General features: G+C 73.5%; 15 protein-coding genes and 1 pseudogene. 8 read left to right on the top strand and 8 right to left on the bottom strand.

Annotated elements, in window-relative coordinates:
• Positions 1-5 precede the first annotated feature (5 nt).
• Positions 6-1895 carry an ABC transporter permease gene (locus H2O74_RS12510; RefSeq protein WP_255491904.1) on the top strand — a complete coding sequence of 630 codons (1890 nt, stop codon included), beginning with the start codon at positions 6-8 and terminating at the stop codon, positions 1893-1895.
• A gap of 57 nt (positions 1896-1952) precedes the next feature.
• Here the strand turns inward: H2O74_RS12510 and H2O74_RS12505 are convergent, their stop codons facing one another.
• Both H2O74_RS12505 and H2O74_RS12500 read right to left on the bottom strand, forming a co-directional pair.
• Entirely contained in the window at positions 1953-2951 is a 999-nt protein-coding gene (locus H2O74_RS12505) for an ADP-ribosylglycohydrolase family protein (RefSeq protein WP_182111881.1), read from the bottom strand.
• 110 nt (positions 2952-3061) lie between these two features.
• On the bottom strand, positions 3062-4024 hold the full coding sequence (locus tag H2O74_RS12500; protein ID WP_182111880.1) for a manganese catalase family protein: 963 nt from the start codon (positions 4022-4024) through the stop codon (positions 3062-3064).
• Between the two features lie 133 nt (positions 4025-4157).
• On the opposite strand from H2O74_RS12500, the gene H2O74_RS12495 reads away from it, so the two are divergent.
• Positions 4158-4718: a YqgE/AlgH family protein gene (locus H2O74_RS12495; RefSeq protein WP_182111879.1), complete on the top strand. Its 561-nt coding sequence runs from the start codon at positions 4158-4160 to the stop codon at positions 4716-4718.
• Positions 4719-4743: 25 nt separating this feature from the next.
• Here the strand turns inward: H2O74_RS12495 and H2O74_RS12490 are convergent, their stop codons facing one another.
• Entirely contained in the window at positions 4744-5241 is a 498-nt protein-coding gene (locus tag H2O74_RS12490) for an FBP domain-containing protein (protein ID WP_182111878.1), read from the bottom strand.
• A gap of 418 nt (positions 5242-5659) precedes the next feature.
• On the opposite strand from H2O74_RS12490, the gene H2O74_RS12485 reads away from it, so the two are divergent.
• The 3 genes from H2O74_RS12485 (at position 5660) to H2O74_RS12475 (ending at position 11532) form a co-directional block, all read left to right on the top strand.
• The gene (locus H2O74_RS12485) at positions 5660-6559 is read left to right on the top strand and encodes an LLM class flavin-dependent oxidoreductase (protein ID WP_182111877.1); all 900 of its coding nucleotides are present in this window, start codon (positions 5660-5662) and stop codon (positions 6557-6559) included.
• A gap of 11 nt (positions 6560-6570) precedes the next feature.
• A complete protein-coding gene (locus H2O74_RS12480) occupies positions 6571-8841 on the top strand; it encodes an LLM class flavin-dependent oxidoreductase (RefSeq protein ID WP_182111876.1) in 2271 nt (756 codons plus the stop codon).
• Between the two features lie 168 nt (positions 8842-9009).
• On the top strand, positions 9010-11532 hold the full coding sequence (locus H2O74_RS12475) for an MMPL family transporter (protein ID WP_182111875.1): 2523 nt from the start codon (positions 9010-9012) through the stop codon (positions 11530-11532).
• 21 nt (positions 11533-11553) lie between these two features.
• On the opposite strand, the gene H2O74_RS12470 is transcribed toward H2O74_RS12475, so the two are convergent.
• Positions 11554-12231, bottom strand: a complete 678-nt coding sequence (locus tag H2O74_RS12470) for a TetR/AcrR family transcriptional regulator (protein WP_182111874.1) — start codon at positions 12229-12231, stop codon at positions 11554-11556.
• 191 nt (positions 12232-12422) lie between these two features.
• Between H2O74_RS12470 and H2O74_RS12465 the strand changes: the two genes are divergently transcribed.
• Together H2O74_RS12465 and H2O74_RS12460 are read left to right on the top strand one after the other, a co-directional pair.
• Positions 12423-14366, top strand: coding sequence for an FAD-dependent oxidoreductase (locus H2O74_RS12465; protein WP_182111873.1), 1944 nt, complete (start codon positions 12423-12425; stop codon positions 14364-14366).
• Positions 14367-14573: 207 nt separating this feature from the next.
• On the top strand, positions 14574-14735 hold the full coding sequence (locus tag H2O74_RS12460; RefSeq protein ID WP_182111872.1) for a hypothetical protein: 162 nt from the start codon (positions 14574-14576) through the stop codon (positions 14733-14735).
• Positions 14736-14779: 44 nt separating this feature from the next.
• Here the strand turns inward: H2O74_RS12460 and H2O74_RS12455 are convergent, their stop codons facing one another.
• Together H2O74_RS12455 and H2O74_RS12450 are read right to left on the bottom strand one after the other, a co-directional pair.
• Positions 14780-15835 (bottom strand): DUF2776 family protein, encoded by a 1056-nt coding sequence (locus tag H2O74_RS12455; RefSeq protein ID WP_182111871.1) that lies wholly within the window; start codon positions 15833-15835, stop codon positions 14780-14782.
• A gap of 56 nt (positions 15836-15891) precedes the next feature.
• Positions 15892-16125, bottom strand: a pseudogene (locus tag H2O74_RS12450) (ATP-dependent DNA ligase); the annotation flags it as partial.
• Between the two features lie 1064 nt (positions 16126-17189).
• On the opposite strand from H2O74_RS12450, the gene H2O74_RS12445 reads away from it, so the two are divergent.
• Entirely contained in the window at positions 17190-17447 is a 258-nt protein-coding gene (locus tag H2O74_RS12445; protein WP_182111870.1) for a hypothetical protein, read from the top strand.
• A 468-nt stretch (positions 17448-17915) separates the two neighbouring features.
• Here the strand turns inward: H2O74_RS12445 and H2O74_RS12440 are convergent, their stop codons facing one another.
• Together H2O74_RS12440 and H2O74_RS12435 are read right to left on the bottom strand one after the other, a co-directional pair.
• A complete protein-coding gene (locus H2O74_RS12440) occupies positions 17916-19475 on the bottom strand; it encodes an ATP-dependent endonuclease (protein ID WP_182114261.1) in 1560 nt (519 codons plus the stop codon).
• Between the two features lie 618 nt (positions 19476-20093).
• Positions 20094-21647, bottom strand: coding sequence for an ATP-dependent DNA ligase (locus H2O74_RS12435; RefSeq protein ID WP_182111869.1), 1554 nt, complete (start codon positions 21645-21647; stop codon positions 20094-20096).
• Positions 21648-21675 lie beyond the last annotated feature (28 nt).

The following is a 21675-nucleotide window of genomic DNA, read 5'->3' as shown; positions in this document are numbered from 1 at the left end:
GCACCATGTGGCAGCTCGCGTCCTCGGGCGTCCGCGCCCACCGCGGTGCCTTCGCCGGCACCGCCGTCGTCCTCGCCGTCGCGGCGGCCGTGCTGGCCGTCACGGGTGTCATCTTCGAGTCCGGCCTGCGCACGCAGGCCGCCGGGGCCACGGCCTCCGGAGGGACCCTCGTCGCCCTCGCCTCGTCCTACTCCGGGACGCTGCTCGTCGTCGTGGTCATGGTCGTCGCGGCGACCGTGAGCCTCGCGCTGCGCAGTCGGCGGCGCGAGTTCGCGCTGCTCCGCGCGGTCGGCGCCACGCCGGCGCAGGTCCGGCGGGCGGTCACCCTGGAGGTGGCGGTGGTCTCGCTCGTCGCCGCCCCCGTCGGCGCGGTGGCCGGGCTGTTCGGCGCCCGGCTGCTCGACCCCGTGCTGGTCCGCAGCGGGATGGTCGCGCCGGACTTCACCTCGGCGCTCTCGCCGCTGCCCGTCCTCATCGCCGTGCTGCTGATCATGGTCACCGCGGTGCCCGTGGGCCGGCTCGGAGCGCGGGAGGCGGCGCGCACCGCACCCACCGCGGCGATCCAGCAGAGCGCGGTCGAGGACCGCCAGGTCGGCGCCGTCCGGCGCGTCATCGCCCTGCTGCTGACCCTCGGCGGCCTGGCCATGGCGTTCGCCGGGCTGTGGCTGCCCGGGACGACCGGCGGCGCCATGGCGTCGCTGTCCGCCTTCATGCTGGTCGGTGCCGCGGCCCTCGCGGGGCCGGTCCTCGTCGGCTGGGTCTTCGACCGCCTGGCGCGGATGGGTCCGGCCAGCGGCCGCCCGGCGACGATGCTCGCCGTCCGGAACGTCCGCGGGTTCTCGCGGCGGCTGACGACCGTCGTCGTGCCCCTCGCGCTGGTCGTCTCGGCCGCGACGATCCAGACCAGCGTCAACCGGGCGATCGAGACCGGCATGCGGCAGGAGATGACCGCCGCGATCACCTCGGACCTCGTCGTCACGCCGGCCGGCGACCCGTCGCCGGACCTGCCCGCACAGGTGGCCGACGTGCCCGGGGTGGCCACCGCCGTCCCGCTGGCTCAGGTCCCCGCCGAGGTGGGCACCGACGGCGAGGAGGGCGGTCCCATGACCTGGGAGGCCGCGGCCCTGCGGGTCGTCCCGGGCGACACCGGGATCCTCGACCCCGACGTCGTCAAGGGCACGCTGGCCGACCTCGACGCCCCGGACACGGTGGCTATCAGCACCGACACGGCCTTCACGGCCGGCACCGGGCTCGGGGAGACCCTGGCCGTGCGGTTCGGGGAGGAGGTCGTGGAGGCGAGGGTCGTCGCGGTGTACTCCCGCGGCCTGGGCGTCGGAGGACTCCTCACCGGTCCCGCCACGGCGCAGGCGCACGGGCTTCCCGTGGTCGCCGACACCGTGCTCGTCGACCTCGGACCGGGCGCCGAGCGCTCGGACGTCGTGGCGGCGATCGCGGCGCTGGGCGCGACGGCGACCGGCGTCGAGGCGTACGTCGGCACCGCGATGCAGGCGGGCGGCGACAACGAGATCGGCGTCGTGCTGCTCATGCTGCTCCTGGGCGTCGTCGCGGTGGGTGCGGCGAGCACGCTGGCGATGACCACTGTCGCCCGGCGGGAGGAGCTCGCGCTGCTGCACCGCACCGGCAGCACCCGGCGCCAGCTCATGGCGATGACGACCGTCGAGGCGACGATCACGGGCGTGACGGCGTGGGTGCTCGGCACCGTCGCGGTGGTCCCCGCGATCATCGGCGTCAGCGCCGGGGTCCTCGACGGCCCGCCGGTGGTCGACCTGCCGGCGTACGGCGTCGTCAGCGCTGCCGTGGTGGTGTTCGCGCTGGTCGCGACGGCGCTCGCGGCGCGGCGCACCACGCAGGTGGCGACAACCGTCGTCGCCTGAGCAGGCAGAAGGGCCGCCCCGCTCGTGCGGGGCGGCCCTTCCGCTGCGCGCGGGGACCTACGACGGCAGACCGGTGAGCGCCAGGCCGCGCTCCGCCAGCTCCGTCAGCCGCAGCCCGGGCCAGCCGTGCACGACGTCGCGCCACGGCCCCGGCACCGCCGAGGCGCCCCAGCGGGCGCCGAGCAGGGCGCCGGCGATGGCCGCGACGGTGTCGGCGTCGCGGCCCCCGCGCACCGCCGCCTCGAGGGCCAGCCGCAGGTGGTCCGCGGGGTCGGCGTCCGGGACGGGCGTGCCGACGACCGCGGACCACGCCGCCTGGAGGGCCTCGACCACCCAGCCGTTCTTCGTGAAGTCGGCCGGCCGCCGCCCCTCCGCGTCGGCCAGGCGCGCCTCCCAGAGGTCCCGGCGGTCGGCGTCGAGCAGCCGCAGGCCGTCACGCACGTCCACCACGCCGTCGAGCACCGCGAGCCGGATCGCGGCGCACCAGAGCACGCACGCGTCACCGGCGTCGGGGTCGCGGTGCGTCAGCTCGCTGACGGCCCGGGCGGCCGCCACCATGCCGGCCTCGTCGTCGAGGTAGGCGAGCGCGACCGGCGCGGTCCGCATGAGCGAGCCGTTGCCCCCGGTGCGGCCCGTGAGCTCGTGCAGCTCGCGTGCGGCGGCCCGCATCGCGGCGGCGGTGACCTGCCCGGCGTCCGACGCCGCGTCGATCACGCGGCTCGTCTGGATGCCGACGTCGGTCGCGGTCCCGGCCCACTGCGCCCAGCCGGCGGCGACGTCGTCGAGCAGGTCCGTCAGCGCGGCGCCGCGGCGCCGCGCCTCCTCGGCCGCCTGCAGGATCACGACGGCCATCTGGGTGTCGTCGGTCCACTCGCCCGGGGCCCAGCCCAGGTCGCCGCCCCCGATCATGGCGACCTCGACGTCGTCGGGCAGCGGCGGCCCGAACTCGTACGGTGCCCCCAGGGCGTCGCCGCAGGCCATGCCGGCCAGCACGCCCGCGGCGCGGTCGCGGACCGCCGGATCCGCGACGCCGACACCGGTGCCGGAACGGGTCATGAGCAGTCCTCCACGAGCGCGCCGGGTGTGCATGCCTCGGGAGAACGTACCGGGCCCCGCCGCAGACGTGGTCTGCGCCGGGGCCCGGGTCGGTGGCCGTGCGGCCCGGGCTACGCCGTCGCCGGCGGCACCGGGCCGTAGAGCGGCTGGACCTCGTCCATCTCGAGCTCGGCCGTGCGCTGGATGAGCGCGAGCAGCTCGGGGTCCAGGCCGGGGGAGAACTCCTCGAAGCGCTCCTCCGCGATCGTCATCGGCACCCCGGCCGGCGCCTGCTCGCTCGCGTCGAGCTGGGTGCCGTCCTTGGACGGGGACATGCCCTGGAAGATCTTCCCGGCCTCGGACTGGGCCGTGAGGTCGAAGCTGTACTGCTTGCTCTGCAGCCCGAGCTCGACGAGCTTCTTGACCTCCGGGAACTTCTCCGCGGACGTCTTCGGGATCGGCAGCACCTTGCCCCAGTCCACCCCGAGCGTCTCCAGTGCGCGCGCATAGGCGTTCTCGTGCGCCTGGTCACGGACGATGAGGTACGCGATCGTCGATCGTGCCGTCTTGTTGTCCGTCATCTCGTAGATCCGGCACTTCTGGAGTCGACCGGTCGCCTCGAGCATGAGGTTGTACAGGAGGTCGAGCACGAGGTTGCCCGAGTTGTAGACGTACGTGCCGCTCCACGGGTTGCCCGCCGCGTCGACCGGCCGCGCGCCCTGGGCCGCCACCAGGTAGTGGTGGATGTTGCTGGTGTCGAGCGCGATGTCGAGGGGCGTCGCGCCGCCGGCTCCCGGCTCGTCGAGCGGGTCCGTCTTCTTCCCCTGGTAGCGCGGTGACCCGTCGAGCAACCGGGAGATCGTCGTCCCGATGAGCTCGACGTGGCTGATCTCCTCGGTGCCGACGCCCTGGATCAGGTCCTTGTACGGCTTGGCGTCCGGGCCCCGGAAGTTGATGCTCTGGAACAGGTACTGCATCATCGTGCGCATCTCGCCGAACTGGCCGCCGAGCCCCTCCTGGAGGGCGTTCGCGGCTGCCGGGTCCGGCTCGTCGGGGACGATCTCGTTGATCAGTCGCTGAACATGCAGGTACATGTCGCCTCCTCCGTTGGGACGTGCGGTACCCCCACCGTCGCTCCTCTCGCGCGGAACGGCACCTCGAGGCCTCGGGTGCCGTCGGTGAGCTCGATGACGGGGGCATGCTGGACGGGGCAGGCAGGATGGGGGGATGGCCAGGACGTCGCTCGTACCCGGGGACCTCCTCGTCGCGGTGCCGCACCTCGCCGACCCGAACTTCCGGCGCGCCGTCGTCCTCCTGCTCCACCACGACCACGAGGGCGCGCTCGGCGTCGTCCTCAACCGGCCGATCGCGGTGCCGGTCGGCTCGGTGCTGCCCGCGTGGCATGACGCGGTGAGCGAACCGGCGACCCTCTTCCAGGGCGGCCCGGTGGGGCTGGACGGCGCGCTCGGGCTGGCCGTGCTGCGCGTGGGCGTGGAGCCGCCGGCGTCCGTGTCCCCGGTGACGACGTCGTTCGGCCTGGTCGACCTCGACGGCGATCCCGACGAGGCGCGCGGCGTCCTGGGGATGCGGGTCTTCGCCGGTCACGCCGGCTGGGGCGGTGCCCAGCTCGAGGACGAGGTCGCCGCGGGGGACTGGTTCGTGTTCCCCGCTCTGCCGTCCGACGCGATCACGTCCGACCCGGAGCGCCTCTGGCGTGCCGTCATGCGCCGCCAGGGCGGCTCGATGGCGATCATCTCGACGTTCCCGGACGACCCGCGCCTCAACTGAGGACGCGGGTCGCCCGGTACCGCGCTCAGGCCTCGCTGAGCACCTCGCGCACGAAGCGCTCGGACCGTGCGCGCAGCCCGGCGACGCGGCGCTCGACGACGACGTCGGCCGGGTCGGTGCCCAGCTCGACGATCTTCGGCAGGCGCCGCACGTTGCGCGAGCACTCGAAGGTCGTGCACACCAGGGTGCCGACGGTGTCGCCCTTGCGCCCGGCGGCGCCCGCGCGCGCCGCGACGTACAGGGCGACGTCGTTGGTGGCGTAGACGTCCTCGCACCAGGCGCACACGGCACGACGACGCCGCCCGCCCGGCTCGGGCGCGCGCAGCGCCACGCCCACGGGCGCGTCGTCGACCGGGACGACGACGTACGCGCGCAGCGGCGCCTTGCGGTCGATCCAGCCCAGGAGGTCCAGGCGGTCCCAGCGGGTCTGCGCCAGGTCGAGCGGGAGCGCGAGCTGCGCGGCCTCGCGGCGCGAGCAGTTCACGAAGGACGAGCGGATCTGCTTCTCGGTCAGGGGGTTCATGGCTCTCGGGTCTCTCGAGGGCCCGCGCGGGCGTCGCCGAGGGCGGCCGCCAGGACGGGGCGGAGGAAGGGTGGTCGGGGACGACCGCCGAGAGGCCGGAGAACCCCGACCGGGGTCGGGGCAGGGGCGCCGTGAGGCGTCAGGCGTCGAGGGCGGCCGTCGAGGCCCCGCCCGAGCAGGCCTGGTCGGCCGCTCCGTCCCTGCGTCGCATCGCGACCCCGTCCCTCGTCCACGGGCCCGTCCCGTGGCTCTGCCCCTCATCATGCGCCTCTGGCGGGCCGACGCCCAAGCCGGGCGTGCCGGACGGCGTCGTTCGTCGCCGGCGGGCCCGCGGGAAGCGCCGGGGCGATCACGGTGTTGCCGCAGAGCACGGCGCCGGAGGACCGGCGACGCAGGCACGACGAGGGAGCGCGACGCGATGACGGACTACGGGCACGACCTCCTGCTCGGCTCGTTCCTGACGCCGACGGCCCAGGCGCCCGAGCGGGTCGTCGACCTCGCCCGCCTCAGCGAGGACGTCGGGCTGGACCTGGCGACCTTCCAGGACCACCCGTACCAGGGCGGGTTCCTCGACACCTGGACGCTCATGAGCTGGGTCGCGGCCGTGACCGAGCGCATCCACGTGGCCGGGAACGTGCTCAACCTGCCACTGCGTCCGCCCGCCGTGCTCGCGCGCGCCGCCGCGAGCCTCGACCTGCTCAGCGGCGGACGCGTCGAGCTCGGCCTGGGTGCCGGGGCGTTCTGGGACCCGATCGTCGCGATGGGCGGACGGCGCCTGACGCCCGGCCAGAGCGTCGACGCCCTGAGCGAGGCGATCGACGTCGTGCGCGGCATCTGGGCCGCGCAGGACCGGTCCCGCCTCGTGGTCGACGGCGCCCACCACCACCTCGACGGCGCCAAGCGCGGGCCGGCGCCCGCGCACGACATCGGGATCTGGCTCGGCGCGTACAAGCCCCGCATGCTGCGCCTGACGGGTGCGAAGGCCGACGGCTGGCTGCCGTCGCTCGCCTACGTCGAGGGCCTGGGTGACCTCGCGGCCGCGAACGCGATCGTCGACGAGGCCGCGGAGGCCGCCGGGCGGCGCCCGGGCGACGTCCGGCGCCTGCTGAACATCGGCGGCCGCGTCACGGCGCAGGCGAGCGACCGGTTCCTGGTGGGGCCGCCCGAGCAGTGGGTCGACCAGCTCGCGGCCCTCACCCTGGAGCAGGGCTTCAGCGGCTACGTCCTGGGCGGGGACGACCCGGCGCTGCTGACCGTCTTCGGCCGCGAGATCGGGCCCGCGCTGCGCGAGCTCGTCGCCGCCGAGCGCGCGCGCTGAGGGGGACGGCCGTGGACTACGGGCACCCGCTGACCCTCGGCGTCTTCGTCACGCCGTCCAACGACGCGCCGCTGCGGCCCGTCGAGCTCGCCGTGCACGCGGAGGAGGTCGGCCTCGACCTCGTCACGTTCCAGGACCACCCGTACCAGCCGCGGTTCCACGACACGTGGACGCTGCTGAGCTGGGTCGCCGCGCGCACCGACCGCATCCGGCTCGCACCGAGCGTGATCGACCTGCCGATGCGGCCCGCCGCGGTCCTCGCGCGCGCCGCGGCGAGCCTCGACCTGCTCAGCGGCGGGCGGCTGGACCTCGGGCTCGGGGCAGGCCACTTCTGGGACGCGATGGCGTCGATGGGCGCCGAGCGCCTCACCCCGGGCGCCTCGGTCGACGCGCTCGGCGAGGCCGTGGACGTCCTGCGCGGGATCTGGGCGGCGTCCGAGCGGCGACCGCTCGCCGTGCCGGGGGAGCACCACCGCGTCGCGGGCGTCCAGCGCGGCCCCGCGCCCGCCCATGACATCGGCATCTGGGTCGGCGGTGGCCGGCCGCGCATGCTCCGGCTCGTCGGGACGACGGCCGACGGCTGGGTGGTCCCCGGCGGCACCGACGGGCTCGTCGCCCTGCCCGCCGGGAACCGCGCGATCGACGAGGCCGCGCTCGCGGCGGGCCGCGACCCGCGCGAGATCGTCCGGGTCGTCAACGTCTCGGGTCGCTTCGCCGAGCGCGACGGCGGGCTCCTGCAGGGCCCGCCCGCGCAGTGGGTCGACCAGCTGCTCCCGGTCGTGCTGGAGCACGGCGCCGGCACGATCGTGCTCGCGACGGACGACGCGGACGACATGGCCCGCTTCGCGGCCGAGGTCGCGCCGGCGCTGCGCGAGGCCGTGGCGGCCGAGCGGTCCGCGCGGGGGACCGCGGTCGGCGTCGTACGGCGGCTCGAGGTGCGCGCCCGGCGGCGGGACGGCATCGACTACGCGGCCGTGCCCGCGGCCCTGCGCGGCACCGCGGTCGAGCCGGGCGACCCGGCCTACGGTGCGGTGCGCTCCGGCTACATGCGCGGCGGCTCGCCCGGCCTCGTGCTGCGGCCCGGCGACGCGGCGCAGGTCGGGCAGGCGCTCGCCTTCGCCCGCTCCCAGGCCGTCCCGCTCGGGATCCGCAGCGGCGGCCACGGCATCTCGGGACGGTCGACGAACGACGGCGGCATCGTCGTCGACCTGTCCCGGATGAACCGGATCCAGGTGCTCGACCGCGCAGCCCGCCTCGTGCGCGTCGAGGCCGGCGCGCGCTGGGGCGACGTCGCGGCCGCGCTCGCGCCGCACGGCTGGGCGATCACCTCGGGCGACTACGGCGGCGTCGGCGTCGGCGGGCTCGCGACCGCGGGCGGCGTCGGCCTGCTCGGCCGGCTCCAGGGGCTGACGATCGACCGCGTGCGCGCCGCCGACGTCGTGCTCGCCGACGGGAGCCTGGTGCGCGCGAGCGCGACGGAGCACCCGGACCTCTTCTGGGGCCTGCGCGGGGCGGGCTTCGCGCTCGGCGTCGTGGTGGCCTTCGAGCTCGAGGCCGGCGAGGTGGGCGACGTCGGCTACGCGCAGCTCGCGCACGACGCGACCGACACCGCGCGCTTCCTCCAGGCGTGGGGCGCCGCGGTCGAGGCGTCCCCGCGGGACCTCACGAGCTTCCTGATCATGGGCGGCTCGGGCGGCGGGCAGGTCGTCGCGCAGACGATGACCGTCGTCGCGTCGGACGACGTCGACACGATCGTCGCCCGGCTGCAGCCGCTCGCCGAGATCGCACCCCTGCTCGGGCAGCAGGTGGTGCTGACGCCGTACTCGGGGGTCGTCGCGGCGCCGGCGGCGTCGCACGCGGCGCAGGGCGAACCGGTGAGCCGCAACGGGACGCTCGAGCACGTGACGCCGGCCTTCGCGGCGGACGCCGCGCGGCTGCTCGCGAGCGGCGCGACCCCGTTCTTCCAGATCCGCGCGACCGGGGGCGCCGCGGGCGACGTGCACCCGGCGGCGACCGCCTACGCCCACCGGTCGGCCAACTTCGTCGTCTCCGCGATGGGCGGCAGCCAGACGCGCCTCGACGCGGCGTGGGAGCCGCTGAGCCGGCACGTCACGGGGGCGTACGTGAGCTTCGACACCGACCGCCGTCCCGAGCGGCTCCTCGACGCCTACCCCGGGCCCACCCTCGATCGCCTGCGCGAGCTCAAGCGGCGGTACGACCCCACGAACGTCTTCCGGGACAACGTCGACCTCGCGGTCCCGGACGACGAGGCGTCCCGGTGAGCGGGGCCACCGCTCGCCGACGTCGGACCCGGGCGTAGACTCCGATGCGGATACGGGTCATCCCTTTGCTGCCCCGCCGCCGCGACGCGCGGCGTACCGGGCGTGCGGCCTCGCGGCCGTCCGGGGACCCGCGCACCACGACCCCCACCGTCCGAGGAGACGCACGTCATGGCTGAGCTGCTCTACCGTCTGGGGCGCTTCTCCGCCCGGCGCGCCTGGACCGTCCTGGTCGCCTGGCTCGTCCTCCTCGCCCTCGCCGGCATTGCGTACCTGACGCTGGGCGGCACCGTGAGCTCGGCGATCACCATCCCCGGGACGGCGACGGCCGAGGTGACCGACCGGCTCGAGGCCGAGCTCGAGACCGCGTCCGGCGGCACGGCGAGCGTGGTGTTCCACACGGCCGACGGCTCGGAGATCACCGCGGAGCAGCGCGCGGGCATCGCCGCCGCCGTGGCGCGGGCCGCCGACGTCGACGGGGTCGAGGCCACCGTCGACCCGTTCGCGACTGAGGCCGAGCGCGCGGGGCAGGCGCAGCAGCTCGCCGAGGGACAGGCCCAGCTCGAGGCGGGGCGGGCGCAGCTGGCCGAGGGCCAGGCGCAGCTCGACGCCGCCCGCGCGCAGGCCGAGGTCGGTCAGGTGCAGCTCGACGAGGCCCGCGCCCAGGCCGAGGCGGCCGGGATGCTGGCCATGGTCGCCCCTCAGCTCGACGCCCAGCAGGCGCAGCTCGACGCCGGCCTGGCGCTCCTCGACGAGCAGCAGGCGGCGCTGGACGCCGCCCGGGCCGAGCTCGAGGCGCAGGAGCCCGTGCTGGCCGACGGCCTGGCCCTCCTCGAGATGGCCGAGGGCTTCCGCACGGTCTCGGAGGACGGCTCCGCCGCCATCGCCACGGTGCTCTTCACGGACCCCGTGTTCGAGGTCGCGCCCGAGACCAAGGAGGCGGTGCGGGACGCCTTCACGGCCGAGCCCGTCGAGGGCCTCGAGGTCGACTGGTCCAACGAGCTCGTGGCCGGCGTGCCGAACATCGGCGGCGCGGCCGAGGTCGTCGGCGTCGTCGTGGCCGCGCTCGTCCTGCTCGTCATGCTGGGCACGCTCGTCGCGGCCGGCCTGCCGCTGCTCACGGCGCTGATCGGCGTCGGCATCGGTGCGCTGGGGACGATGGCGCTCTCGGGCACCGTCGAGATGATCTCGGTGACCCCGGTCCTCGGCATCATGCTGGGCCTCGCGGTGGGCATCGACTACTCGCTGTTCATCCTCAACCGGCACCGCCGCCAGCTCCGTGAGGGCGCCGACGTGCACGAGTCGATCGGCCTGGCGAACGGGACCTCCGGCAACGCCGTCGTGTTCGCCGGTTCCACGGTGATCATCGCGCTGCTCGCGCTCAACATGACCGGGATCCCGTTCCTGGCCCTCATGGGCACGGTCGCGGCGTTCAGCGTCCTCGTGGCGGTCCTGGTCGCGGTCACCGCGACGCCCGCGCTGCTCGCGCTCGTCGGCCGGCGGATGCTGCCGCGCCGCCAGCGGACCGCGAAGCCGACGCCGCCGCCGTCGGACCTCCCGCCGATGTCCACCGGCAAGGCCGTGCTGCGCCTGGTGGTGGGCGTCGGCGTCCTGCTGGTCGTGGCGATCCCGGCGCTGTCCATGCGCCTCGGCCTGCCCGACGGCTCCTCCGAGCCGGAGGACTCGAGCCAGTACCGCGCCTACATGGTCACCGCCGACGCGTTCGGCGAGGGCGTCAACGGCCCGCTCGTCGTCGTCGCCGACCTGCCCCAGGGCACGCAGGAGGCGGACGTCATGGGCCTGCAGGCCCGCATCGGCGCCGAGATCCTCGCGGTCGACGACGTCGAGGCCGTCGTGCCGGTCGGCACGTCGGACGACCTCACGCTGATGGCCTTCCAGGTGGTGCCGGCCGAGGGCCCGAACGCCGTCTCGACCGAGGAGCTCGTCCACGAGCTGCGCGGCATGAGCGTGGACGGCGCCGAGGGCGAGCTCGCCGTCGCGGGCGCCGCCAGCGGCAACATCGACATCTCCGAGAAGCTCGCGGCGGCGCTGCCCGTCTACCTCGCCGTCGTCATCGGCCTGTCGCTGATCATCCTCGTCGTGGTGTTCCGGTCGCTCGTCGTGCCGCTCATCGCGACGGCCGGCTTCATCCTGTCCGTCTACGCGGCCTTCGGCGGCGTGGTCGCGATCTACCAGTGGGGCTGGCTCGGCGACGTCTTCGGCGTGCACGACCCCGGCCCCGTGCTGAGCTTCCTGCCGATCATCCTGGTCGGCGTGCTGTTCGGCCTCGCGATGGACTACCAGCTGTTCCTCACGTCAGGCATGCGCGAGGCGTACGCGCACGGCGCGGGCGCCCGCCGGGCCGTGACGCAGGGCGTGCGCGCCGGGCGCGCGGTGGTCACCGCCGCGGCGATCATCATGATCGCCGTCTTCGGCGGCTTCGTGTTCTCGCACACCGCGATCATCCGGCCCATCGGCTTCGGCCTGGCGTTCGGCGTGCTCGTCGACGCCTTCCTCGTCCGCATGCTGCTCGTCCCCGCGCTGATGCACCTCGTGGGCGAGAAGGCGTGGTGGCTGCCGCGCTGGCTCGACCGGCTCCTGCCGGACGTCGACGTCGAGGGCGCCCAGCTCGAGCGGCGGCACCACGCGATCCACGAGGACGCCGACGACCGGACGTCGGTCACCTCGTCCTGACCGGTGCGGTGGGCGGGCCGCTCAGCGGCCCGCCCACCGCCGGCTGATCTCGACCGCCTCGTCGGTGGTCAGCGGGGCCGGGAGCGGGGCGCGTCCGGGTCCGCTGCGCAGGCCGTCGGTGAGCAGCTGGAGGTAGCGGACGTAGGCGTCGGGGCGGACGTCGGCGCTGTGCTCGGCCAGCTCCGTGAGCATCCACAGCAGCACGTAGACGTCGTCGCCGGTGACGCCCGGACGCAGGTCGCCCTCGGCGCGCGCCTGGTCCAGCAGGGTGCTCGCGACCGCGGCGAACCCCTCGCGCTCGGCGGTCAGCGTGCTCGGGCCGTCGCCGCGCGTGAGCGCGACGTCGCGCAGGCCCAGGTTCGCGGCCAGGAGGGCCGCCCCCTCGCTCAGCAGCAGCATGAGCCCGTCCCACGCCCGCGGCGCCCGTAGCGCCTGGTCGGCGACGTCGCGCATGCGCTGCAGCGGCTCGGCGAGCGCCGCGTCGACGAGCGCCTGCTTGTCGGGGAAGCGCCGGTAGACGGTGCCGACCCCGAGGCCCGCGTGGTGCGCGACCTCGTTGAGCCCGACCCCCAGGCCGCGCGAGGCGAACAGCTCGCGCGCCGCCCCGATGATCCGGTCCCGGTTGCGCGCGGCGTCGCTGCGCAGCGGACGGGTCTCGTCCTCGACGCTCCGCGACGGCTCTGGCGTGGGGCTGGGCACGGTCCCGAGCCTAGCCAGCGCCACCCGGGACCACGCCGCCGCCACGGTCCGGGACCGCCTCGGCGAGCGCGGCCGGAGGGCCAGGGCCCGGCGGGACCCGAAGGTCCCGCGTCGCGGGGGCGCAGCGCCACGAGCATGGAGCCGCCGCAGCGTCGCCCGTGCGGCGCCACCGCCGGTCCCAGGAGGAAGTCATGCCGTACGACCACCTGCTCGCCCCGATGACCCTGCGCGGGCTCGAGCTGCGCAACCGCGTCGTCTTCCCGGCCATGGCCACCGGCTTCGTGGCCGACGGCGGCCACGTCAGCGACCAGCTCATCGACTACCACGTCGCGCGCGCCGAGGGCGGCTGCGGGCTGCTCATCACCGAGTGCTGCTCGGTCCACACGCCCTCCGCCCCGCGGAACTTCCTGAGCATCGCCGACGACACGTACGTCGCCGGGCTCCGGCGCTTCACCGACGCCGTGCACGCCGCCGGCGCACGCTGCGCCGTGCAGCTGTGGCAGGGCGGCATGGCCGCCTGGGGGCAGGACCCCGCAGCGCTCGAGCTCGTGACGGCGAGCGGCCTGCCGACGCCCGGCGGCCAGATCCCCGGCTCGAGCGTCGAGAAGATCGCCGAGGTCGTGCAGGCGTGGGGTGAGGCGGCAGCCCGCGCCGTCGCCGCGGGCTTCGACGCGGTCGAGTTCCACTGCGCGCACAACTACTCGCCCCACTCCTTCCTGTCGCCCGCGCTCAACCAGCGCACGGACGAGTACGGCGGCTCCTTCGAGAACCGTGCCCGCTACCCGCTGGAGTGCATCCGCGCGATCCGCGCGAGCATCCCCGACGACATGCCGCTGCTCATGCGCATCGACGCGCTCGACGACGAGCTGCCCGGCGGGCTCACGCGCGACGACGTCATCGCGTTCTGCCGCCTCGCCCAGGAGGCGGGCGTGGACGTCCTGGACGTCTCCCGCGGCAACATCGTCACCTCGGCCATCAAGTACGAGGTGCCGCCGATCGACCTCGAGCGCGGCTTCAACGTGGAGAACGCGGCGGCGATCCGGCGGGGGACCGGCATGCCGACGATCGCCGTCGGGCGCATCAACCACCCGGCGCAGGGCGACGACATCATCGCCTCCGGGATGGCGGACATGGTCGTCGTCGGGCGCGGGCAGATCGCGGACCCCGACTTCTGCCGCAAGGCGGCCGAGGGACGCGCGGAAGACATCGTCATGTGCGTCGCGTGCAACCAGGGCTGCTTCGACCGCTTCGTGCTGGGCCAGCCCATCACGTGCCTGCGCAACCCGCGGGTCGGGCGCGAGGGCGAGGGCACGCTGCAGGTCACCGGGCGGCCGCGACGCGTCCTGGTGGCGGGCGGCGGCGTCGCCGGGATCGAGGCGGCGCTCGTGCTGCAGGAGCGCGGGCACCGCCCGGTGCTGTGCGAGGCGAGCGGCGCGCTCGGCGGTCAGTTCGAGCTGGCTGGGCACGCGCCGCGCAAGGGCGAGATGCGCGACGCGGCGGTGTCGCGCGGCGAGCAGGCGGTGCGGGCCGGGGTCGAGGTGCGCCTGAGCACCCCGGTGACGCCGGCGCTCATCGACGAGGTGGCGCCCGACGCCGTCGTCGTCGCGACGGGTGCCGTGCCGCGCGCGCTCCCGGTGCCCGTGGAGGACGGGGCGAACCTCACCGACGCCTTCGCCGTGCTGCGCGGCGAGGCACCGGCCGTGCGCAGCGGGGTGCGCAGCGCCGTCGTCATCGGTGGCGGTCTGGTCGGCCTCGAGGCCGCCGAGCACCTCGCCGAGCAGGGCGTCGCGGTCACGGTCGTCGAGACGGCCGAGGCCGTGGGCGGGGACCTGGGTCAGCTCCGGCGCATCTGCGTCATGGAGGCCGTCGCGCGCGAGGGCATCACCGTGGTGACCGACGCGACGTGCGCGCGCGTGACCGCCGCGGGCGTCGTGGTCGAGAGCGACGGGGAGCTCGGCGAGATCGCGGCCGACCTGGTGGTCGCCGCCGTCGGGTCCGTGCCGGTGGACCACTCGGCGCTCGTCGAGCACTGCGCGGCGCGGGGCATCGAGTGCCACGTGGTGGGCGACGCCGTCAGCGCCCGCCGGGCCATCGACGCCATCGCCGAGGCCTACGAGGTCGCGCGCGCGCTCTGAGCCGCGCAGGGTGACGCGTCCGCGTCGGATACCGACCCGAGCGCGTCACCCTGATGGCCGCGGTCCAAGGTCCCGGCGGCGTGCCTGCCGGGGGTGGGAGCCTGGCTGGGCGGGACACGGACGTCTCGCCGGCCCCCGCGGGGCGCGACCCGCTCCGCCGGCCGACGTGGCCCACCGGCCACGGCCCCACGAGCGCAGGAGACCCCCGTGCACCCCGACCTGTACCTCTCGCTCTACCGCTCCCAGGAACGCCGCCTCGAGCAGCGCCTCCAGCGCCGCGTCGCAGCCGCCGAGCGCGGCGTGCCGCCCCGCGTCCGCGGCGTCCACCTGCCGCACCTGACGCTGCACCGCCGCCCGACGCACGGGTGACGGGCACGGGCCGCCGTCACCGGCGGCCCGCCGCCCACCCGGGTTCAGGCGTCCGACGCGCCCGACGTGCCCGCCTCGAGGATCGAGACGATCGAGAACAGGGTGAAGCAGACGGCGCCGAGCCCGACCAGGACGTGGGCGGGGACGAAGAACGCCGGCCCCGTTAGCGTCGCCTGGAAGAGGAACGCGGCGTAGAAGAGGCACGTCAGCGCGGTCCCCACCGGGATGAGCGGGATGCGGTTGGCGAGCGGGAACGAGCGGCGCCAGACGAGGGCGAGCAGCACCACCTTCGACAGGATGCTGAAGCACACGAGGCCGAGCCCGATGAGGACGTTGCCCGGGGCGATCCGGGCCGGGTCGTCCGAGCCGAGCAGCACCGCGAGGCCGAGGACCACGTTCGTCGTGCCCATCGCCACGACCCACCACGTCCAGCGGAGGCGCTCGGCGTCGCCGAACTCGTTGCGCACCTGGCGCACCACGCTCGCGACCAGGGAGACGAGCGCCGCGCAGATGACGGACAGCCCGGTGAGCACGTTCCCCGCGACGAGGGCGTGCGTGCCGCCCTGCGCGTAGAGCGTGCCGGCGATCACCAGCCCGGCGAGCGCGACGACGGCGGGGATCGCCACCAGGACGATCCCGGCCCGCCGGGAGTAGGCGCCGTCGGGCGGGCCGCCGCCCGGTCCCAGCGCGCCGCTGCGCTGGATGAGGACGAACTTCGTGGACGCCGTGGCCACGGTGCTCACGCACGTCGCGATGAACCCAATGCCGAGCACCACGTGGCCCGCCACGACGAACTGGGGCTCCTCGCCCCGTCCGAGGATCGAGATGCCCCAGCCGACCGTGGCGAGCGCGACGGCGTACCCGAGGGCCGGCAGGGCGATCTCCCAGGGGCGGCCGTAGCGGTGGATGAGCTGGCGGATGATCGTCGCGGCGGTCGTGAAGAGCGCGACGCAGATGGCGGTGAGGGCGACGAGGACGTGCCCGGCGACGAAGTGCGCGGCGTCGTCCCCGGCGGCGAGGACGTCGAGCCCGAACGCGAGGCACACCGCCCCCATCGCGAGCGGGATGGCGCGGAAGAGGACGCTGATGGTCGGGTTCATGCTCACTCCTTGCGCCGGACGAGCGATCGACCGTCCACTGTAGGCACCGCGAGCGGCTACCCGCCCGGCGGCGAGAGCTCCCGCACCGTGCCGATCGTGTCCGCCTCGGCCGGCGTCTTGTCGTCCCGGTAGCGCAGGACGCGCGCGAAGCGCAGCGCCAGGCCGCCCGGGTAGCGCGTCGAGCGCTGCAGCCCGTCGAACGCGATCTCGACGACCTGCTCCGGGCGCAGCGTCACCGTCCACCCGTCATCGGCGACCTCGAGCTCGCGGAACCGCTGCGTCTGCCACGCAGGCCATCGCGGCGGCCGGTGCGTCGCTAGCCCGCCGCTCGCTCACGTTGGCGAGTCGATGACGGGGTTCTCTTAACGCGGCACTACTTGTCGGACTTCCGTGCGGCGCTCACCAATGTGAGCATCCGTGCGGAGGGTCGCTGAACCTACGCCGGCCTCGGCTCGTACGACGAGCAAAGCGACCCGAAGGACCATGCGATAGACAAGGTGCTCCCGGAGGAGCCTGGACCTGTAGACGCCGTCTCGAGGTGGAGGCGACGTTCAGTCGAGGCAGAGTTCCTGCCCTCGTGGAAGTACGACCGCGGCGTCTGCGGCGCGGTCGTGAAGGTCCTGCTCCCGTCGGAGTTCGACGCCCAGGACCCTGACGCCTGCGTGAGGTGCGGCTTGCACCTCACCGAAGGGACGCGGGCGCCTCTGCGAGACGAACCGAGGGATACCGGGCTATCGGCCGTGACCTCGGACATCCGGGAAAGTCGCCCTTCACCGGTTCGTTTGTCCTCGGTGTGCGGCGCCACCGGAAAGGACCGCGCGACCTTCCACGAGGCGTTCCGTGAGTCACAAGAGCACAACCGCTCGCACATTAAGGCAGATCCACTCAGAGCCTAGCCCTCCTCATGGGAGCGGGGCTCTTCGTGGTTTGCGCGCCTCCATACGCGAAGCGCCCACCGGCGACAAGCCCTCTCACCCGGCTGGACGTCGGTGAGGCGCCTCGCCAAGAGGCGTGCGGTGCCGCGCGCGCCACTGTCAACGTCCGTCCCGCCCACAGAACGCCCCGCACGGCGCAAGCCCTCTCGGACGGAGGTGCGCCCACAGCGAACTACATGCGCGTAGTACGCCCTTCGGATACTCTGGGCCGGTACCGCCCGGACGATAGTTCGGGCAAGTCGATCAAGGAACGGAGGTGTCCACAGATGGCAAAGCACGAACTAGCGCGTTGGTTCTAGCGCCCGTGATCTCCCGTGACGGGAGTCGGGCTGTGGAAACAGAGAGGACGTAGTACCGCACGACTTCACGGGCGCCGGGACCGACGCCTAGGCCTTCCGAGACCACCCGGTACGCACACCGTGAAGCGCATTTTCTTCCGCCCAAGCGGGGCCGCCATCGGCCTGTACGCCTCGGGCCTGCTCGTCAGCGGCGCCCCGCTGTTCGCCTACGTGCTGCTCGCCGGGGCATGGGTGGCCGCGCTCCTGCGCGAGCCCGTTCGTCTCGCGTTCGGCGTCTGGTCGTACGACCAGGTGCTCCGCCGCTCCGTCCTGACGAAGAAGGAGCGTCGCAAGGCGCTGGCCACGCACCTCGCCTCTCTGGACCGTGAGCCGCCGTGAGACGTAGTGCACCCCGCGCGCCGGGCGTGCGAATGGCGCCGCGACCTTCGCGCGCGAAACCGTGCGCCGTCGTTGGGCCGTGCGCCGACGGCACGGCGAAACTTCGCGACGAGTACACCCACCCGACCGGGCGCTCGTCGGGTGCGTCGCCTGAGAGGCGCGCGCGGACGGCGTCGATCGTTTCGGCATCCTCCGGCGCCTTGTCCTCTCGGTGCTGGACGACTCTCGCGAACCTGAGCGCCAGGCGGTCCGGGTAGCGCGTCGACCGCTGCGGCCCGTCGGAAGCGACATTCACGACCTGCTCCCGGCGCAGCGTCACACCCTCCAGCCGTCGTCGTCGACGACGAGCTCGCAGAACCGCTGCGTGTGCCACGCGAGCATCTCGTCGGTCATGCCTTTGAGTGTCTTGAGTAGAGGAGTGGCTGAGAGTCGACCAGGCCGCCTTGAATTATCGCTTCCAGCCGGCCCTTATGCGGCGTCGGACAGCAGTGGCAGGTGGCTCGAGACGGGCTCCCAGACGGCACGCACCTCTGCCTCGTGGAAGTTCGCCCATGTCGAAACAAACGCTCTTGCTGTGACCTCCTCGCCCAGGAAGTCGAGGTCCTCGCCGATCTCTTTAAAGATCTCGTGCCGATCGGTGTTCGTCAGCAGGCGTGTGCGCAGGACTTCCCCGACACGATTCTCGTGTCCGGTGTCCATTTGCAGAGCGAGAGTTAGTCGCGGTAGGACTCGGCCGTTCCTCTCTATGAGGTCAGCAAGTTGCTCGACGATCACCGCCTCCGGGTCGGAGGTCCCGCTGAAGAAGGTCACGAATGGGCTTCCGTCGATGTTGAGATCCTCGCGTGCAGCTGGGAGGTAGTCGGACTGCCTGCTCTTGTCGCCATCCAGGAGGGCAAGTGCATTGAAGCGACGGGCCGGGTTTGCGTTGTTGTGCCGCGCTTGGTCGCGGGCCTGCGCGGCGCCACCGAGCGCGTGGATTTCGACACCTTTAAGATCGAGCGCTTGATCCGTTAGATCGCCGAAGCGCCGAAGTGTAACCTCCGCGACTAGGCTTCCAAACCTGTCTTCGGCAAACACCGCGAGACGTGCGTCAATCTCGCCGGTCAGTGCGCGAAGCGACTCGACGTCGAGTTTGCCTTGCGTGAGCTTTCCTCGGTAGGACGACCACACGGCCTCGCCCGGCAGCGGACTCAAAGCGGCGTTGCTGTGCGTGGTGAAGATGACTTGGCAGCCCTTGCGTCGGCACACCGCGATCAGGTACTCGACGAGGCGCCGAGTCGCGATGGGATGGAGGCCGTTCTCGACTTCTTCGATGAGGATGAGCGCTTCGTCCTCAACCGACTCGATCTCGCTGACGATCCGGATGATACTGGCTTCACCCGCGCCAAAATGGAACTCCGAGTAGCCCGGCGAAGCCTGGCTGCTTGGCTTCAATGCCAAGATCGAATACTTGCCCTGTTCGTCTGCGTGGACCTGAAGATAGTCCGCTGCGCGCTTGCCCAAGATTCGCTCGACGGCAGAAACAACTTCAGCGGTGAAGGATTCTTCGGTGACGCCGACAAAGTCGCCCTTTGCGAATCGCTGAACGTCGGTACGTTCTGTTAAGGGCAAGGTGCGGCTCACGCCGATGACCTTCACGGGCCGTGCCACACCTTTCCTGTTCCACTTGCTGCGCGTGACGTCGGCTGTTGCTTCGGTGTACGACGCCGTACGGGGGACGGATGTGCCGCCAGAGTAGACCTCGTACTCGACCTTCCATCCCTGCATTGACGCATCATACGTACCGCCTCGCGCGAAGAACCGACGGGGTTGAACGTCAGCGTAGATGAGTCCCGCAGCGCCTAGGACTGTCGTCTTCCCTGCGCCGTTCGGCCCTACGAGGGCTGTCACGGGAAAGTCGAACCGGACGTGGGCATCGACAAAGCCGCGTACCTTCTTTAGATCCATCGAGAGTAGGTAGTTCCGGTATCCACGTCGCCGAACGCGGTTCAGCAAATCGTTGATCTGGCTGGGGCTTATTGCGTTCATCGTCGCGTGCAGCCTTCCGGTCGTAATCGCCTCGGCTTGCATCCTGCCATACAAGTCTTCGTGGCAGCCTGTCCCCGCCGCTCCGTCTCGACCCTCTCGATGGGTAATCCGTTGCTGCTTTGATCGTGGCGGCTCCGTGGGGACCAATGTCTGCAGCGTATCGGACGACGTGAGCAAACCTCAGGCCGCGCCGACCGGGCGATCGTGGGGATGGCTGAACCCCTCACTGAGACTCGCCCGGACCGCACTCTGTCACGCGAGCATCTCGTCCGTAATGCCCTGAACGTCTTGCGGGCAACCCGATCACCTTGGGGCTCGCGGCGGCGTCACCACGCCGCCGGCGCGTCGGCAAGTGGCGGTCGGCGCCAATGTCGGGGTTCAATCCAAAGTGATCGACACGTTCACGAGCGACCCTGCTCCGCAGGAAGTCTGCAATCGGCGCGTGTCTGCAGGTGCCCGACCAACGGTCCAATCATGCAGTCGTACTCGCCTGCAGCTTCGGGAACATCGGCGACCCCGATCACGTCCCATTGCATGGGAACCGCACGCCTCGCGCATGCGTTCCTTGTCTCGCTCCTCCGCGATTCACATAGTCGCAGTCGTGCGCTCCTCCTGTAGTCAGGCGCTGGCGCCATCGCCTGGATGGAGCAGGGACCGCACCGTGCCGATCGTGTCCGCCTCGGCGGGCGTCTTGTCGTCCCGGTAGCGCAGGACGCGCGCGAAGCGCAGCGCCAGGCCGCCCGGGTAGCGCGTCGAGCGCTGCAGCCCGTCGAACGCGATCTCGACGACCTGCTCCGGCCGCAGCGTCACCGTCCACCCGTCATCGGCGACCTCGAGCTCGCGGAACCGCTGCGTCTGCCACGCGAGCATCTCGTCGGTCATCCCCTTGAACGTCTTGCCCAGCATCACGAAGCCGCCCGTCTCGGGGTCGCGCGCGCCGAGGTGGATGTTCGAGAGCAGGCCGCTGCGGCGGCCGGATCCGCGCTCGACGGCGAGCACCACGAGGTCGAGGGTGTGGCGGGGCTTGACCTTGACCCACGCGCCGCCGCGCCGGCCGGCGTCGTACGGCGCCTGCGCGTCCTTGACGATGACGCCCTCCTGCCCGGCCGCGACCCAGCGCGCGAAGGCCTCCTGGGCGACGTCGGCGTCGTCGGTCACCACGCGCTCGACCGTGTGGTCCGGCGCGATCGCGTCGAGGACGGCGAGGCGCTCGCGCAGGGGAGCGCCCAGCAGGTCGCGGCCGTCGACGTGCAGCACGTCGAAGAAGAACGGGGTGAGGGTCGCCGCGCCGGCGAGCTCGGCGTCGCGCGTCGCGCTGCGCGACGCCGTCTCCTGGAACGGGCGCGGTCGCCCGTCCGCGCCCAGGGCCAGGGCCTCGCCGTCGAGCACCGCCGTGGTCACGGGCAGCGCCCGCACGACGTCGACCACCTCCGGGACGCGCGCCGTGATGTCGTCCAGGCTGCGGGTGTAGACGCCGACGTCGTCGCCGTCCCGGTGCACCTGGATGCGGATGCCGTCCAGCTTGGCGTCGACGACGACGGTCCGGCCGTCGAACCCCGCGACGGCGGTCGCGACGTCGAGGGCCGACGCGGCCAGCATCGGCCGGACCGGGCGCCCGACGGTGAGCGTGAAGGCGTCGAGCGCGGCGAGCGCGTCCTGCGGCGACGGCGCCCCGAGCGCCGCGGCGGCGACGGGCTCGGTCGCGCCCGCGAGCATCGCGGCCCGGCGGACGGCGTCGGCCGGCACGCCCGCGGCCTGCGCGACCGCGTCGAGCAGCAGCGCGTCGAGCGCGCCCTGTCGCAGCTCGCCGGTCACCAGGCCCCGGAGCAGGCGCTGCTCGTCGGCCGTGGCGGCGGCGAAGAGCTCCGTGGCCAGCGCCGTGCGGGCGGTCGCGGAGCCGGGGCCGGCGAGCGCGGCCATGCGCTCGAAGGCGGCGTCGACCGCGAGCACGTCGAGCGTCGGCGCGGCCGCCGGCTCGGGGAGCGTCGCGAGCGATCGCCAGCCCAGGCCGGTGCGCCGCTGCCGCAGCTCGCCGCCGAGGTACCGGGCCACGACGGGGACCTCCGCCGGCGCGGTGCGACGCAGGAGGTCGACCAGCAGTGCGCGCTTGGCGAGGCGCGAGCGGGTCGCGGCGAGCGCGGTCGAGGTGGCGGCGACGTCGGCGAGCAGCACGAGGCCCATCCTCCTGCGCCCGCCGGTG

The sequence above is a fragment of the Actinotalea sp. JY-7876 genome, from assembly GCF_014042015.1.
Classification (GTDB): domain Bacteria; phylum Actinomycetota; class Actinomycetes; order Actinomycetales; family Cellulomonadaceae; genus Actinotalea.
This window is presented reverse-complemented; position numbering and strand designations above follow the sequence as displayed.